The organism is Sphingorhabdus pulchriflava (assembly GCF_003367235.1).
Classification (GTDB): Bacteria; Pseudomonadota; Alphaproteobacteria; order Sphingomonadales; family Sphingomonadaceae; genus Sphingorhabdus_B; species Sphingorhabdus_B pulchriflava.
The window spans coordinates 1,061,369-1,076,286 of the sequence record NZ_QRGP01000001.1 but is presented as its reverse complement, the minus strand read 5'-3'; the positions used below and the strand labels follow the sequence as shown (position 1 = coordinate 1,076,286).

Here is a 14,918-nt window from a genome sequence, read left to right as displayed (position 1 = left end):
TCGCAATGATTTCCGTCTGTCGCGTCAGCGGCGCGGCTCACCCAATTTGTTACCCGTCAATCCATAGTCGGATAGCTTTTTGCGTAAGGTGTTACGGTTGATACCAAGCATAGCGGCCGCCTGTAACTGGTTACCGCGCGCCAGCCCCATCACCGATTGCAGCAGCGGCTTTTCAAATTCGGCCAGCGCCTTGGCATAGATGCGGTCGCGCCCCTGCCCTCTGCGCTTTTGATCATTCATGAACTGCGCAACCGCAGCATCAAAACTGCAGCCGGCAAGGTTTGCGACAGCTTCCTCGTCTCCCGGCACTGCAATTTGCGTAATAGTTGCTTCGGAAATCCTGTCTTCGCGCGCGGTGAGCACCAGGCGATAGATGAAATTTTTCAACTCACGGACATTTCCGCGCCAGGGCATTCCGGTCAGGATAGCAATCGCATCTTCATCTATCTGCTTTGCAGGCAACCCTTCGCGTGTCGCAAGGTTCAGGAAATGGCGCGTCAAAAGCCCGATATCCTCTGGCCGGGCACGCAGCGGCGGCAGGTGCACCGGTACAACGTTGAGGCGGTAATAAAGGTCTTCGCGGAATTTGCCCTCGGCGATCAGCGCTTCCAGATCCTGATTGGTGGCCGCGATGATTCGCACATCCAGGCGAATGCTCGCCTTGCCACCAATCCTGCTGATGGTGCCGCTCTGCAGCGTCCGCAACAGGCGCGTCTGCGCATGATAGGGCATGTCGCCAATTTCATCGAGGAACAGCGTGCCGCCCTGTGCCTGTTCGAAACGGCCTATCCCTTGCCCCACGGCGCCGGTGAACGCGCCTTTTTCATGGCCGAACAACTCGGCTTCAATAAGTTCCGAAGGGATGGCAGCCATATTGACGGCGACAAAGGGGCCCGTTTTGCGATGCCCCAGATTGTGGATCGCCTCCGCCACCAGTTCCTTGCCTGTGCCGGATTCGCCGAGGATCAGCGCGGTCAGGTCGTTCCGTAGCAGCCGTGCAACCATGCGATACACATCCTGCATCGCCGGGCTGCGCCCAACCATCGGCATGGTCGCCTCAAGCAGGGTGCCGCTGTCACTTTGATTGTCTGCGCGGCGTTTCTCAATACCCTGTTTGACCGCGAGCACCAGTTCATCAAGATCGAAGGGTTTGGGAAAATACTCAAAAGCATTAATTTCGCTGGCGCGCACCGCAGTATCGAGCGTGTTTTGTGCAGACATGATGATGATCGGCATGTCAGGCCATTGCGCGATGACGTCTTCCAGACTCGAAATACCATCGCGGTCTTTAAGTACCACATCAGTCAGCATCAGATCATAGCGGTTGCCTGCAAGCGCTGCATCGCGGTCGGTCGTGCTTTCGCATACATCGACCTCGATACCCTCCGCCTCCAGCGCAGAGCGCACGACCATGCCAATCGAGCTGTCATCCTCGACAATCAATACCTTGTCGATACTCATGCGCTGGTCTTCCTCTCGGCAACAGGCAAGAAAATGCGGAAAATCGTCCGTTGGCTTTCCGGGTCCCGCTCCACAGAAATACGGCCATTCATCTGCGACAGATATTTGCGCACAATGGCGAGGCCCAGCCCCTGCCCTTCGCGTTTTGTGGTGACAAAGGGCGAGAACAGCTCATTTTCAATGTGCGTGGCAATGCCCGGGCCATTGTCGCTGATCGCCACTTCGACGGGAAGGCGCACGCCCTTGTCACCCTCACTGCGAAGTGCTGCCCCCATTACGAAGCGGGTCGAGATTCCGATTTGCGGGGCTTCGGTTTGCGCAAGCGCGTCGATTGCATTCTGGATCAGGTTGATCAAGACCTGCACCATCGAATCCGCCTCGATCTGCACATCGGGCAGCGACGGATCATAGTTGATGTCGATTGCCGGCATAGCCTTATTGGCCGCGCGGACGGAACGGATGGCGCGTTCAATCAATTCGTGGATATTTTCTGCCTGCATCTGGCCGGGCATCACCCGCCCCAGATTTTGCATCTGGTCAAGGAGCCTGGCGATACGATCAACCTCATGCACGATCAGGTCGGTCAGCGGAGCCTGCTTCGGATCCACTTTGCGCGCCAATAGCTGTGCCGCGCCTTTTATGCCCGCCAGCGGGTTCTTGATTTCATGACCGAGAACTGCGGGCGCACCCATTGCCTGTTGTTTTCCGCCATCGGTCTGCTCGCCAATCTGGTCACGGTCGGCTTGTCTTGGCACAAGGATGTAGAGGCGGCAGTCAGGATAACCCAGCGGCGTCGATATGTTTAAATCGACATAATTGGCCTGAGCGCCATGCGTATGAAACCGCATATTTTGCGCACTGATATCGCTCTCACGCGCTGTTATCGCGCCGTTGAGACGCTCGCTCGCAAAACGCAGCAGCGACTGCGCCGGTTCGCCCAAGATGCGGCGGCTGCTCCTGCCGAAAAAGGCCTCGGCGGCTTCATTTGCATAAAGGATCAGATTGTCAGCGCCGGAAAGCAGCAGCGGCAAGGATATGGTCGACAGCAACAACCCGTCAGGCGGGCGGTTGGCTGCAATGGTCGTCGCCTCAGGCGGCATTTCGCATCAACAAAGGTTCGTAGAAGCGGGCAAGTTCACCCAGAACCTGGTTCGCATCGTCGATGCGGTTGACCATGTTGCGAAACTCCGCCGAACCGACCAGCCCTTTGGTGTACCAGCCGATATGCTTGCGGGCACAAGGGACACCGACTTGCTCACCATAATGTTCCATCATCGCGCGATAATGTTCGACGATAAGGTCATATTGCACGTCGATTGACGGGTCGGGACGGCGCTCGCCAGTGTTGAACCAATGCATCACCTGCCCCAGCAGCCACGGCTTACCATAAGCGCCGCGGCCGATCATCACGCCATCGGCACCGCTCTGTTCCAGTGCCTTGTCGGCATCCTCGATCGAGCAGATATCGCCATTGACGATGACCGGGATTTTGACGGCATCCTTGACCTTGCGGACAAAGGCCCAGTCGGCACTGCCTTTGTACATCTGGTTGCGGGTACGGCCGTGAACGGTGACCAGCTTCGCGCCCAGATCTTCTGCGATATGCGCCAGTTCAGGGGCGTTGAGGCTACCATGATCCCAGCCCATGCGCATTTTGACGGTGACGGGCACCGAAACCGCCTTCACAGTCGCTTCAATCAGGCTGGCGGCGAGCGGCAGGTCACGCATCAGCGCCGAACCGGCATCTCCATTGACCACCTTCTTGACCGGGCAGCCCATATTGATGTCGATAATCGCCGCGCCGCGATCTTCATTGAGCTTGGCGGCTTCGGCCATTTCCTTGGGGCCGCAGCCGGCAAGCTGCATCGAAACCGGCTCTTCGGACATGTGCCAGGCCGCCTTTTGCAGCGACTGGCGCGTTTCGCGGATCATCGCCTGGCTGGCGATCATCTCGGTAACGTTCAAGCCAGAGCCGAAACGGCGCACGAGCGTGCGGAACGGCATGTCGGTCACGCCGGTCATGGGAGCAAGCACCACCGGACATTCAATTTCCAGCGGGCCTATCTGGATGGGTTTCAGTTTCATCGCTATCTCGAAATGCACTTTACAGCTTTTAGCTGCCTAAAATTTAGGCAGCGCCCTAGCGATATTCGCCTTGGCGCGCAAGACCGCAGCGATTAGGGCGCTCGGCATGCAAAGTGATTTGCCTTCAGCCGCGATTATCGTTGCCGCGGGATCCGGCAGCCGCTCCGGCGGCGACGTACCCAAGCAATATCGTCTATTGCTAGGAAAACCGATGCTTCGGCACAGCGTCGAAGTATTTGCGGCGCATCCGGCATTTCAGCACATCATTGTTGTGATCGGCGACGGACAGGATGCATTTGCCCGGGATGCGTTATCAGGCATTCCCGACATCCATTTGGTGGAAGGCGGAAGCGAGCGGATAGATAGTGTTAGAAATGCTGTCCAATATCTTGATAATATGAATTTTACTGGCCGAACATTCATTCACGATGCCGCTCGTCCGTTTTTATCTGCTAAGGTGATAGACCGCTTGCTGGACGCGCTGACGTCGTCATCAGGCGCAGTCCCGGCACTACCCGTGGTCGATAGCCTGTCGCGTGGCAATGTTGAGGGCACCCTGACCGAAGTTGTTGAACGCGAACACCTTTTCCGGATTCAAACTCCCCAGGCCTTCCGTCATGACGTCATTTCAAATGCGCACAAAGCCTGGCAAACCGGTCAAATAGCGACCGATGATGCCCGGATGGTGATGGCCGCCGGACATGAAGTTAAAATTGTAGAGGGCGACGAAAATCTGGCTAAATTCACCTTTGCCGATGACTTTGATCGCCAGATCGGCCAATCGGCGGCGATGCAAGATGTCCGTACCGGAACCGGCTATGATGTCCATCGCCTCGCAAAAGGCGAAGAGCTGTGGTTGTGCGGCATTCGCCTAGACCATGACTATGGCCTTGCCGGGCACAGCGATGCCGATGTTGCACTCCACGCTTTGACCGACGCGATCTTGGGCGCGGCAGCGCTTGGCGATATCGGAGACCATTTCCCACCCAGCGACGTGCAGTGGAAAGGTGCCAGTTCCGACCGGTTTCTGGCGCATGCTGTCAAACTGGCGGCGGACATAGGCTTCCGGATCACGCATCTTGACGTCACCATCATCTGCGAAGCTCCTAAAATCGGCCCGCATAAAAAGGCAATGCAAACCCGCATCGCCGAGATCGCCGCTATCGAAGCCGACCGGGTATCGATAAAAGCGACAACCACTGAAAAACTGGGCTTTACCGGTCGCGGTGAAGGCATCGCTGCGCAGGCAATAGCTACGTTGGTCAAATGAAAGGCCTGATATGAAAAAACTTCTCGCAAGTGCAGCTGCTTTGGTCGCCCTTTGTAGCCATCAAGGCACTCTGGCCGCTCAGGCAGCCAAGCCGTGCATGAGCAAAAGTGAATTCCAGAGCGTTGCCGTGGTACTGCTGCCCGTGCTCCACAGTCAGGCCGTCACCAGTTGCAAGGCATTTCTACCGGCCAATGCAGGTCTGCTGGTGCAATCTGACGAATTGACGGCGCGCTATGCTGAATCTGCCGCTCGTGAGCGGATAGCAGCTGGCGACATATTGGCCCGAATGCTCGCGAATGATTTGCCTGTGCCCATGGCTGGCACCGCAATCCTGCCATTTGTTGAAGGCATGGTGCCGGCAATGCTTGCAGACGGGATCGACGCGAAAACCTGTGAAGCGGCAAATAACATTTGGACCGCGCTTTCCCCACTTCCGCCGGAAAACATCGCAGCTACGCTCGGTGCCATCTTGGTGGCGGCATCCAAAGACAAGCCGGAGACCGCTGAAACCGAAGCAGATCAGGCAAAACGCCCCTTCGACGATTTCGCCGTCTGTCCCTATGTCGCCACGCTGGAGGCCAAACGCTCGTGAACAGCCTGCTGCCCAAAGAAGTGATCAAGCTGGCCGCTGAGGTCGTAGAGCGCAACATCGCTGCAGGTCGCACCATCGTGACCGCCGAAAGCTGCACCGGTGGCCTGGTGGCGTCGGCCATCACCGAGATCGCGGGGAGCAGCGCCGTTCTGCAGGCGGGCTTTGTGACCTATTCGAACGAAGCGAAGATCAAGACGCTGAAAGTCAGCGAGGAACTGATCGATACCTTTGGCGCGGTGTCGATCGCTGTCGCGTGGGCGATGGCGCAAGGTGCACTCAAGCGCAGCAGCGCCGATATCGCCGTCGCCATTAGTGGTGTCGCTGGTCCAGGCGGTGGTACCGCCAACAAGCCCGTCGGCACGGTGGTGTTCGCCGTGGCCGAACGTGGTAAGGATCCTGAGGATGTAGTCGCCGACAAAATCCAGTTCGGGGAAGACAAAAGCCGTGCCGACATTCGCATGGCAGCTACGCTGCACGCGCTTCAGCTCTTGCTGCCAACCCCGTAAAGCACCCCCGCCCGTTCGATAAAGGCGTCGGTCATCTTGCGCAGTGCGTGATCGAAAAACTGTCCGGCCAGCGCTTCAAACATGCGGTTGTGGAAGGAAAAGTCGACTGTGAAATCAACAATGCAGCCGTCAGAGGTTTCTTCGAACAACCACTGATTGTGGAGATGCCGCAACGGCCCGTCGAGATAATCAACCTCTACCTTCGATTTTGGCGTTTTCAGCACTCGGGAGCTAAAGGATTCGCGCAGAGATTTGAACCCGACGATCAAATCGGCCATCGTCTCTGTTTCACTGTCGGAGCGGATGCGCACTGCAGCCACCCAGGGCAGGAACTCGCCATAGCGTTTCACATCGACGACAAGGTCGTACATCTGGTCTGCGCTATAGGGTAGCGACCGGCGTTCGTGATGATGCGGCATGCCCCTACCCTGCTTTGCCGATCAACCCGCTTTGGCGAGTTGCGCCTCGCGCGCAGCCTTCATCTTCGCGAAATCGTCACCCGCATGATAGCTCGAACGGGTCAACGGCGTGGCGGCGACCAACAGGAACCCCTTGGCGCGCGCAATCGCTGCATAGGCATCGAATGCCTGCGGCGTGACAAATTCGGCGACCTTGGCATGCTTGGGTGTGGGCTGCAGATATTGGCCCATGGTCAGGAAATCGATGTCGGCCGAACGCATGTCATCCATCACCTGGTGCACCTCCATCCGCTCCTCACCCAGACCGAGCATCACGCCCGATTTGGTGAAAATTGACGGATCATGGCGCTTCACCGATTCGAGCAACCGCAGCGAAGCGTAATAGCGCGCGCCAGGGCGAATGGTCGGATATAGCCTCGGTACCGTTTCCAGATTGTGGTTATAGACGTCGGGCCGTGCCTCGATAATCGACTCGACCGCACTCTCCACCTTGTTGCGGAAATCGGGGGTCAGGATTTCGATGGTGGTCGAGGGCGTGTTGCGGCGCAGTGCCTGTATCACCTTCACAAACTGGCTCGCACCGCCATCGGGCAGATCGTCGCGGTCGACCGAGGTGATGACGATATGTTCCAGCCCCATTTTGGCAGCGGCAATCGCCACATGTTCCGGCTCGAGCGGATCAACAGCGCGCGGCATCCCGGTCTTGACGTTGCAAAAGGCGCAGGCGCGGGTGCAAACGTCGCCTAGGATCATCACCGTCGCATGTTTTTTGGTCCAGCATTCGCCGATATTCGGGCACGCGGCTTCCTCGCACACGGTGTTGAGCTTCAGGTCACGCATCAGCTTGCGCGTCTCGTTAAAACCGGCGCTGGTAGGGGCCTTGACGCGGATCCAGTCAGGCTTGCGCTCGCGCGGCGAGGTGCGAACAGGGGTGGGATTGTTCATGGCCGCCCAGATAGCGATGCAATCGCCCCTTGCCAACCATTTCGCCTAGACATAATGCGCACCGAACCTAGCGAGGCAGGATATGATCGTCGATACACTGACATCCCCGGTAATCCTCTTCTTTGTTCTGGGCATATTTGCCGCGCTCATCAAATCAGACCTCGCCATTCCCGAAGCCTTTGCCAAAGCGATGTCGATCTATTTGATGGCGGCAATCGGTTTGAAAGGCGGCATCGAAGTCGCCGAGTCCGGATTCACACCGGAATTGGCTGCCGCCGCAATGGCCGGGTTGGGATTGAGCTTCCTTCTTCCCGTGCTCGCTTTTGCTTTGCTAACCCGCTTAGGCAGACTCGGCCAGATCGATGCCGGTGCCGTTGCCGCGCATTATGGTTCGGTGAGCGTGGTTACCTTTGTGACGGCCAAGGAAATCCTGACCGGCCAGGGGCTTTCACCCGCAGGCTATATGGTCGCGGTGCTTGCCCTCATGGAGACTCCGGCAATCATCAGCGGGCTTTTGCTGGCCAGACGCGGCCAGGCGCAGCGTGCCAGCGCCGATGGCAACGGAATGCTGCACGAAGTATTCGCTAACGGCTCGGTAGTGCTGCTCGTGGGCAGTTTCATCATCGGCCTGATCGCAGGCAAGGACGGTTTCGAGCCGGTACGGCCATTATTTGACACCGGCTTTAGGGGCGTTCTTTGCCTCTTCCTGCTCGACATGGGGCTGATCGCCGCACGTCGTTTGGTGCAATCAAGAAAACTTAATGCACGTCTGATGTCGCTGGCGATTGTTCTGCCGATCATCAATGGGTCCATCGGTGTTGTGATCGGGACTTTGATTGGTCTTGATGTCGCATCGGCGGCCGCACTCGGCATCTTGGCAGCCAGCGCTTCCTATATCGCAGTGCCCGCGGCAATGCGCATGGCGCTACCAGAGGCAGATCCCGGTATTTACCTCTCCATGTCGCTGGGCATAACGTTCCCTTTCAACATCATTTTGGGCATCACGCTGTTTTCCCAGCTGGCTGCCATGATCGGATAAGCCATGGTCGAAACCGTTGCCCGCAAGCGCATAGAAATATTGGTCGATACACCGCTTGTTCCGCGTTTGCTGAAACATGCGCGGGAGGTCGACATTTCCGGGTGGAGCCTGATCCATGTCGACGCAGGCGGCGGAAGAGATGGTGCATGGCAGCATGACGATGTCACTGGCGCTGCCGCCAAAACCATCATCCTGATGATTGCGTCGGAGGCCAAAGCGGCGCAACTTGTCGACGCCCTCGCCCCATTGCTCGATAGCTATCGGCTTTTGCTGACAGTCGGTGATGTTCAAGTCGTGCGAGGAGAACGCTTCTAATGCCTGAATTTGCAGCCCTGGTTGAAGGTTATCGTCGCTTCAGAAGCGATGCCTATGTGCAGCAGAAAGAACGATTTGACCGGCTTGCCAGCGACGGACAAGCGCCCCCAATCATGGTAATTTCCTGCTGCGACAGCAGAGTCGATCCAGCCACCATCTTCGACACCGTCCCCGGCCAGGTTTTCGCTTTGCGCAATGTTGCCAATCTGGTGCCACCCTTTGAAACCGGCGGCGGTCGCCATGGTGTTTCTGCAGCGATCGAGTTTGGCGTCCTTGGCCTCAAGGTAAAGCACATCGTTGTGCTGGGGCACGCCCAGTGCGGAGGCATCACAGCGGCGCTAGAGGGCGGTGATCTTGGTATGCCGGGGCGCAGTTTTGTCGATGACTGGGTGGATATCATTGGCGATGCGCGTGATCGCGTGATTGAGCAGGCCCCCGCCGATCCCCAGACCGCCCTGGAGCTGGATGCAATCAAGGTCAGCCTCGATAATCTGCGGACCTTCCCGTTCATCGCCGAACGCGAACAAGCCGGAGAATTGAAACTGCACGGCGCCTATTTCGGCATTGCGCATGGCATCTTGCACGTGCTCGACGAACAAAATGGCGAATTCGCGCCCGCTTGATTGGAATTGAAGCCGAACATGTCCAGCTTGTTTTCATTGTTTCTGATGCTGCAATCCGCAACAGTGCCGCTGCCCGAGCATATCGACATCCCGAACGAGCATTCGACCGTGATCTGCCCTACCCAGGCTGCGGCGCAAATAATGCTTGATCAATATTATCGTGTGAAGCCCGCACCCGATAACCACACCATCGACATTGAGCATTTCTTTGCAGGGCTTCGCGCCACTGGATGTTCGCAAGATGCTGAGCGCAAGGGAGTTGTCACCATCCTCTCCGCCAAATCGCGGGCGACAGTTGAACTGGCGGGTGGCAGCGAACGGATGCTGCGTTATGAAGGCCGCGACGAGGCGGGCAAAGTCTTGGCGGGCATCGTCAGCGAAGATGGCAATAACAGCTTCCCCCGTACCGATCTGGCCCAATGGTTGTCGGTGCGCAGCAGCGATGGCTGGCTCGATGCACGTGGCGAACAACCTGGCTCCGTCTTCTATCGCTGCAGCACTCCAGACAAAGCTAAGGCCGTGGTTTCAAGCTTGAAAGGCATGGAACAGGCGAAGGAAAATCTGTTCAGCAAGAAACTGGCAGCATCCGCAGCCCAGCAAGGTTGCCGTCAGGCCACTGATCGCTATCTGGTGACAGGGCTGCTTGATAGCGCGGGCAATGAATGCGGGTTTGAATGCTATATCGATCTCACTGCCCTTTCGGCACTTGACCGGTCTGGCATGCAAGTAGGGCTGATTTTCGACGGCTCATTGATGTGAGCTTTTGCCGATGACGGGTGAAGCAGCGTTTTACGACAATCTGCGTCTCAGCTTTGCGGAGGCACGACGCTTAATCGAAGCCGGTTCCCAAAGCAGACACGCTGCGGCGCATCATCCGGTTGTTGCGACAATCGGTGCAGATGGCAGCCCTAGACAGCGCGTGATGATCTTGCGGCATGTCGATTGGGCAGAACGCAGATTGCGATTCCACACCGATTCCCGTTCGACCAAAATAGACGATCTGGCGAACAAAAGCGCTGCATCGGTCTTAATCTACGACCCCGAACCCAAAATCCAGTTGCGATTGTCCGGAAGCGCTATCGTGCATTGGGAAGGCGCAGCGGTCGACGCGGCATGGCGTCAATCGACCAATTTTGCGCGCCGCTGTTATCTGGCCGAACATGCACCCGGCATGGTCGTTGAACAGCCTACCTCCGGCTTGCCTGAATGGGTAGAGGGGCGGCAGCCTGACGATGCAGAAATTGCCCCGGCCCGCGACAATTTCGCAATCCTGTTATTCACGTTCGACAGTCTGGAATGGCTCTACTTGGCCAATAGCGGCCATCGCCGCGCACGCTGGCAATGGGACTCAGCGGTTGCTAACTGGCACGGGTTTTGGCTGGCCCCATAGACTTGCGCATTTTTCCAGATAGGCATCGATCATCAGCCCCTGTGCTTTGGCGGCGGTCGACAGGTCATCCTCACGCTTCGCCTCAAAATTGACATAGGCAATGTCTGGGCGTTGCAACGCCACATAGTTGGAAAGCGACCCGTCACTCTTCCCTACCCGCTCATGCCACACATTGATACCTGCCAGGTTCATCGCATTGCGACATTGGGTGTCGCCATCGCTGATGGCCTTGGTCGCGACATAGGGCAGGATCGCGTAGACATCCGGGTTATCCAATATGGCCACGCTGCGGGTTCCGAAATAGCCATCAACGCGCGCGACGATTTCGCCGCTCGCATAAGCCATCGCGTCAAGCATCGTAATATCCCCTCGTCCCCCTGCACCATCGCCAACAAAGCCATGGCTGTTGGTGTGCAAGGCGATGAAGGGACGGCCCGGCTTCCACGCGTCAAGAATGGCGCGCGTGAAGATTGGTGTGCGTTCGTCAAAGTTGCGGTTGGGATCACAGGCGGAAACCATCGCCGAACGTACGCCGCACAGACCATAGCCAGCCTGTCGCCGCGTGCTGGCTGGCCCCGTATTCACGGTAATGCCGACGCCTCCATATTTGTGGAGCGCCGCGATCATCGCCTCGAATGCGGCATTTTCGTCATCATGGGGTACGACCCACAAGGGCCCCTCGATATTAGCATCGCTGGCGAAACGGATCAGGTGCCAGTCGAAACCGTTTTCCGAAAAGCGGATTTCGCTGACGCTGATACCCTCCAGAAATGCGGGTTCGTCTCTGTACCGGTTGATATCATCGTCTTGCAGCACGGCCAGCATCGCCTTGTCCACTGACCGCCACTCCATCGCCTGTGCGGTTGGCGAAAAACAACTGAGTGCCAATGCAAAGAGATAGGGTGCAATACGCATGCCGACTGCTTATAGCATTGCCGATGAGATAACAGCCCCGAAGCGCGGCGCTATCGAACAGGAGGGGGGAAAGTCATGATGCAACCGGGCGTGATCGCCAGCCTTTCGGTCTATTTCGCGCTGATGCTAGGCATTGGTGTTTATGCCTGGCGCAAATCGACTGCCAACAGCAGCGAATATTTGTTGAGCGGACGCCAATTGGGCCCTGCCGTCACCGCGCTAGCCGCTGGCGCTTCGGATATGTCCGGCTGGCTGATGCTCGGACTTCCCGGCGCGCTTTATGCTTCGGGTCTGGCAGAGGCATGGATCGCCATCGGCCTGTTTGTCGGTGCATTGCTCAACTGGATCATTGTCGCCCCGCGCCTTCGCGAGCAGACCGAACGCTATGGCAATGCGCTCACCATCCCTGAATTTCTCGGCAATCGTTTCAATGATGAGAAGCACCTTCTCCGCCTCACCGCCAGCATTGTGATCATCGTCTTTTTCGCGCTCTATTCGGCCTCGGGCCTCGTCGCGGGCGGCAAGCTCTTCCAAAGCGCATTCAGCGCCGATTACCAGACCGGCCTCTGGATCACTGCATCAGTCGTGGTCGCTTATGTCGTGCTCGGGGGTTTCCTCGCGGTCAGCCTTACCGACTTTGTGCAGGGTACTATCATGGCGATCGCGCTGGTCGTGGTGCCTTATATGGCGTGGCAGGGCTTGCCCGAAGGCGTGTCGGTAATGTCAGCGCTCAACAGCATTGATCCCAAAATGACCAGCCTGTTCGCGGGCACCACCGCTTTGGGCATCATCTCGACCGCTGCCTGGGGCCTTGGCTATTTCGGGCAGCCGCATATCATCGTGCGCTTCATGGCAATCCGCTCGGTCAAGGAAATGCCGATTGCGCGCAATATCTGTATGGTGTGGATGGCAATCACACTTGGCGGGGCTTTGCTAGTCGGGCTGATCGGGCGGGTTTACGCGGAAAGCAAAGGACTGACTGTTGCCGACCCCGAAACCATCTTCGTTCTGTTAGCAGGCGAATTATTTGCGCCGGTCGCAGTTGGCTTCCTGCTCGCCGCCATCCTCGCCGCGATCATGAGCACGATTTCGGCGCAGTTGCTCGTTACCGGATCGTCGCTGACCGAAGATGTCTACCGCCTCTTCATCCGTCGCGAAGCCAGTGAAAAGGAAGTTGTCACCGTCGGTCGCCTGTCGGTCGTCGCCGTTGCGGCGATCGCGATGGTGCTCGCCCAAGATCCGGACAGCAGCGTGCTGAGCCTCGTCAGCAACGCATGGGCAGGCTTTGGCGCAGCTTTCGGCCCCGTTATCATCCTCGCGCTCACATGGCAGCGCATGACGCTCGCCGGGGCCTTTGCCGGTATGGTGACCGGCGCGCTGGTGGTGATCGGCTGGATAGCGCTGGGTTGGAGCAGCGCGATGTATGAAATCGTACCCGGCTTTCTGGCCAGTTTTGCAACGATCATATTGGTGAGCTTGGTGACCAAGACCAAGTAATAAGAAACCGTAGCCCTGGGCCTGTCGGTGCCGAAGGCGTTGCGTAGCAACAACGCGCGTCTCAGAAGAGGAGCAAACCTCTAGACGCCCTTCGACAGGCTCAGGGTTACGGTATACGAACTATCGCGTCATCTTCTTGTAGCTCGTCCGGTGCGGACGAGTGGCTTCTTCGCCCAGACGACGGATCTTGTCTTCTTCGTAAGATTCGAAGTTGCCTTCGAACCATTCGACATGGCTGTCCCCTTCGAACGCAAGGATGTGCGTCGCCAGACGATCGAGGAAGAAGCGATCGTGCGAAATGACCACGGCGCAACCGGCGAAGCTTTCCAGCGCTTCTTCGAGTGCCGCAAGCGTTTCGGTATCGAGATCGTTGGTCGGTTCGTCGAGCAGGAGGACGTTGCCACCCTCCTTCAGCATCTTCGCCATATGCACGCGGTTGCGTTCACCGCCTGATAGCTGGCCGACCTTTTTCTGCTGGTCAGTACCCTTGAAGTTGAACGCACCTACATAGGCCCGGGTCGGGGTTTCGTGCTTGCCGACCTTCATGAAATCGGCACCACCCGAAATTTCTTCCCAGACATTCTTGTTGGGATCCAGCGCATCGCGGCTTTGGTCGACAAAGCCCAGATGCACGGTATCGCCGATCACGATTTCGCCGCTGTCAGGCTGCTCCTGACCAGTAATCAGGCGGAACAGTGTCGATTTACCCGCACCGTTCGGGCCGATCACGCCGACAATGCCGCCCGGCGGGATGGTGAAGGACAGATTCTCGAACAACAGCTTGTCGCCATAAGCTTTGGTGACATTGTTGACCTCTATGACCTTACTGCCAAGACGTTCGGGGTTCTGGATGACGATCTGCGCCTTGCCGATTGCGCGGTTTTCGGCTGCCTCGACCAATTGTTCAAAGCTCTTGATACGCGCTTTGGATTTGGTCTGGCGGGCTTTCGGCGACTGGCGTATCCAGTCCAGCTCGTCCTTGATCGCTTTCTGGCGACCAGCATCTTCGCGCGCTTCCTGCTCGAGGCGCTTGGCCTTCTTTTCTAGGTAGGTCGAATAATTGCCTTCATAGGGGAAATAACGGCCGCGATCGAGTTCGAGGATCCAGTTCACCACATTGTCGAGGAAGTACCGGTCGTGGGTAACGAGAATGACGTTGCCCTTATAGTCGACCAGATGCTTTTCGAGCCATGCGACCGATTCCGCATCGAGGTGGTTGGTCGGTTCGTCGAGCAGCAGGATGTCGGGCTTTTCGAGCAGCAGGCGGGTGAGCGCAACGCGGCGCTTTTCACCGCCCGACAGATTTTCCACCGACCAGTCGCCCGGCGGGCAACGCAGCGCATCCATCGCGATTTCGAGCTGGTTATCGAGCGTCCAGCCATCAACCGCGTCGATCTTTTCCTGCAGCGTTCCCATTTCCTCCATCAAGGCGTCGAAATCGACGTCTTCCGGCGGATCGGCCATGATCATACTGATTTCGTTGAAACGCTCGACCAGATCGGCAACCTCACGAACGCCGTCCATGACGTTTTCCTTGACCGTTTTGGTCGGATCAAGCTCGGGCTCCTGCGCCAGATAGCCGACGGTGATATATTCGCCCGGCCATGCTTCGCCGGTGAAATCCTTGTCGATACCGGCCATGATCTTCATCAGCGTCGATTTACCCGTACCGTTGGGGCCGACGATGCCGATCTTGGCGTCCTGATAGAATTGCAGGTGGATATTGTTGAGCACGGGCTTTTGCGCGCCAGGGAAGGTCTTGGTCATCCCCTTCATGACAAAGGCGTATTGGGCGGCCATCGATGGTCACTTTCTCAAAAAGCAATAAATGCGGAATTTGACGCGCCTACTAGCCAAGCTG

The 14,918-nt window shown here is 57.5% G+C and carries 16 protein-coding genes; 9 read left to right on the top strand and 7 right to left on the bottom strand.

Annotation, left to right across the window (positions count from 1 at the left end; translation table 11 throughout):
• Positions 1-24: 24 nt before the first annotated feature.
• The 3 genes from DXH95_RS05445 to dusB are packed head-to-tail and all read right to left on the bottom strand — an operon-like array spanning position 25 to position 3,546.
• A complete protein-coding gene (locus DXH95_RS05445) occupies positions 25-1,461 on the bottom strand; it encodes a sigma 54-interacting transcriptional regulator (RefSeq protein ID WP_115548389.1) in 1,437 nt (478 codons plus the stop codon).
• Positions 1,458-2,561: a two-component system sensor histidine kinase NtrB gene (locus DXH95_RS05440; RefSeq protein WP_115548388.1), complete on the bottom strand. Its 1,104-nt coding sequence runs from the start codon at positions 2,559-2,561 to the stop codon at positions 1,458-1,460. Before DXH95_RS05440 ends, DXH95_RS05445 begins: the two co-directional genes overlap by 4 nt.
• Positions 2,551-3,546, bottom strand: a complete 996-nt coding sequence (gene dusB / locus DXH95_RS05435) for a tRNA dihydrouridine synthase DusB (RefSeq protein ID WP_115548387.1) — start codon at positions 3,544-3,546, stop codon at positions 2,551-2,553. The genes DXH95_RS05440 and dusB overlap by 11 nt, the downstream gene beginning before the upstream one ends.
• Positions 3,547-3,652: 106 nt before the next feature.
• Here dusB and DXH95_RS05430 point away from each other — a divergent pair, with 106 nt between their 5' ends.
• The 3 genes from DXH95_RS05430 (at position 3,653) to DXH95_RS05420 (ending at position 5,914) form a co-directional block, all read left to right on the top strand.
• On the top strand, positions 3,653-4,816 hold the full coding sequence (locus DXH95_RS05430; protein ID WP_115549417.1) for a bifunctional 2-C-methyl-D-erythritol 4-phosphate cytidylyltransferase/2-C-methyl-D-erythritol 2,4-cyclodiphosphate synthase: 1,164 nt from the start codon (positions 3,653-3,655) through the stop codon (positions 4,814-4,816).
• Positions 4,817-4,913: 97 nt separating this feature from the next.
• Positions 4,914-5,408 (top strand): hypothetical protein, encoded by a 495-nt coding sequence (locus tag DXH95_RS05425; RefSeq protein ID WP_147291689.1) that lies wholly within the window; start codon positions 4,914-4,916, stop codon positions 5,406-5,408.
• Positions 5,405-5,914 (top strand): CinA family protein, encoded by a 510-nt coding sequence (locus DXH95_RS05420; protein WP_115548385.1) that lies wholly within the window; start codon positions 5,405-5,407, stop codon positions 5,912-5,914. The genes DXH95_RS05425 and DXH95_RS05420 overlap by 4 nt, the downstream gene beginning before the upstream one ends.
• Here the strand turns inward: DXH95_RS05420 and DXH95_RS05415 are convergent.
• A complete protein-coding gene (locus tag DXH95_RS05415; RefSeq protein ID WP_115548384.1) occupies positions 5,890-6,333 on the bottom strand; it encodes a type II toxin-antitoxin system RatA family toxin in 444 nt (147 codons plus the stop codon). The two genes, DXH95_RS05420 and DXH95_RS05415, sit on opposite strands and share 25 nt — an antisense overlap.
• Before the next feature lie 21 nt (positions 6,334-6,354).
• Positions 6,355-7,278 (bottom strand): lipoyl synthase, encoded by a 924-nt coding sequence (gene lipA / locus DXH95_RS05410; protein ID WP_115548383.1) that lies wholly within the window; start codon positions 7,276-7,278, stop codon positions 6,355-6,357.
• Positions 7,279-7,360: 82 nt separating this feature from the next.
• Between lipA and DXH95_RS05405 the strand changes: the two genes are divergently transcribed.
• From DXH95_RS05405 to DXH95_RS05385, 5 genes are read left to right on the top strand one after another with little or no spacing between them, the layout of a single operon-like run.
• On the top strand, positions 7,361-8,317 hold the full coding sequence (locus tag DXH95_RS05405; protein WP_115548382.1) for a sodium-dependent bicarbonate transport family permease: 957 nt from the start codon (positions 7,361-7,363) through the stop codon (positions 8,315-8,317).
• Between the two features lie 3 nt (positions 8,318-8,320).
• Positions 8,321-8,632 carry a P-II family nitrogen regulator gene (locus tag DXH95_RS05400; RefSeq protein ID WP_115548381.1) on the top strand — a complete coding sequence of 104 codons (312 nt, stop codon included), beginning with the start codon at positions 8,321-8,323 and terminating at the stop codon, positions 8,630-8,632.
• Positions 8,632-9,255, top strand: coding sequence for a carbonic anhydrase (locus DXH95_RS05395; protein ID WP_115548380.1), 624 nt, complete (start codon positions 8,632-8,634; stop codon positions 9,253-9,255). Before DXH95_RS05400 ends, DXH95_RS05395 begins: the two co-directional genes overlap by 1 nt.
• A gap of 18 nt (positions 9,256-9,273) precedes the next feature.
• Positions 9,274-10,014, top strand: coding sequence for a hypothetical protein (locus DXH95_RS05390; protein WP_147291688.1), 741 nt, complete (start codon positions 9,274-9,276; stop codon positions 10,012-10,014).
• 10 nt (positions 10,015-10,024) lie between these two features.
• Positions 10,025-10,645: a pyridoxamine 5'-phosphate oxidase family protein gene (locus DXH95_RS05385; RefSeq protein ID WP_115548378.1), complete on the top strand. Its 621-nt coding sequence runs from the start codon at positions 10,025-10,027 to the stop codon at positions 10,643-10,645.
• Here DXH95_RS05385 and DXH95_RS05380 read toward each other — a convergent pair.
• Positions 10,604-11,560: a hypothetical protein gene (locus tag DXH95_RS05380; protein WP_115548377.1), complete on the bottom strand. Its 957-nt coding sequence runs from the start codon at positions 11,558-11,560 to the stop codon at positions 10,604-10,606. The genes DXH95_RS05385 and DXH95_RS05380 overlap by 42 nt on opposite strands.
• A 75-nt stretch (positions 11,561-11,635) precedes the next feature.
• Between DXH95_RS05380 and putP the strand changes: the two genes are divergently transcribed.
• The gene (putP, locus tag DXH95_RS05375) at positions 11,636-13,057 is read left to right on the top strand and encodes a sodium/proline symporter PutP (RefSeq protein WP_338061701.1); all 1,422 of its coding nucleotides are present in this window, start codon (positions 11,636-11,638) and stop codon (positions 13,055-13,057) included.
• Positions 13,058-13,177: 120 nt separating this feature from the next.
• On the opposite strand, the gene ettA is transcribed toward putP, so the two are convergent.
• On the bottom strand, positions 13,178-14,857 hold the full coding sequence (ettA, locus tag DXH95_RS05370) for an energy-dependent translational throttle protein EttA (RefSeq protein ID WP_115548376.1): 1,680 nt from the start codon (positions 14,855-14,857) through the stop codon (positions 13,178-13,180).
• Between the last annotated feature and the right edge of the window lie 61 nt (positions 14,858-14,918).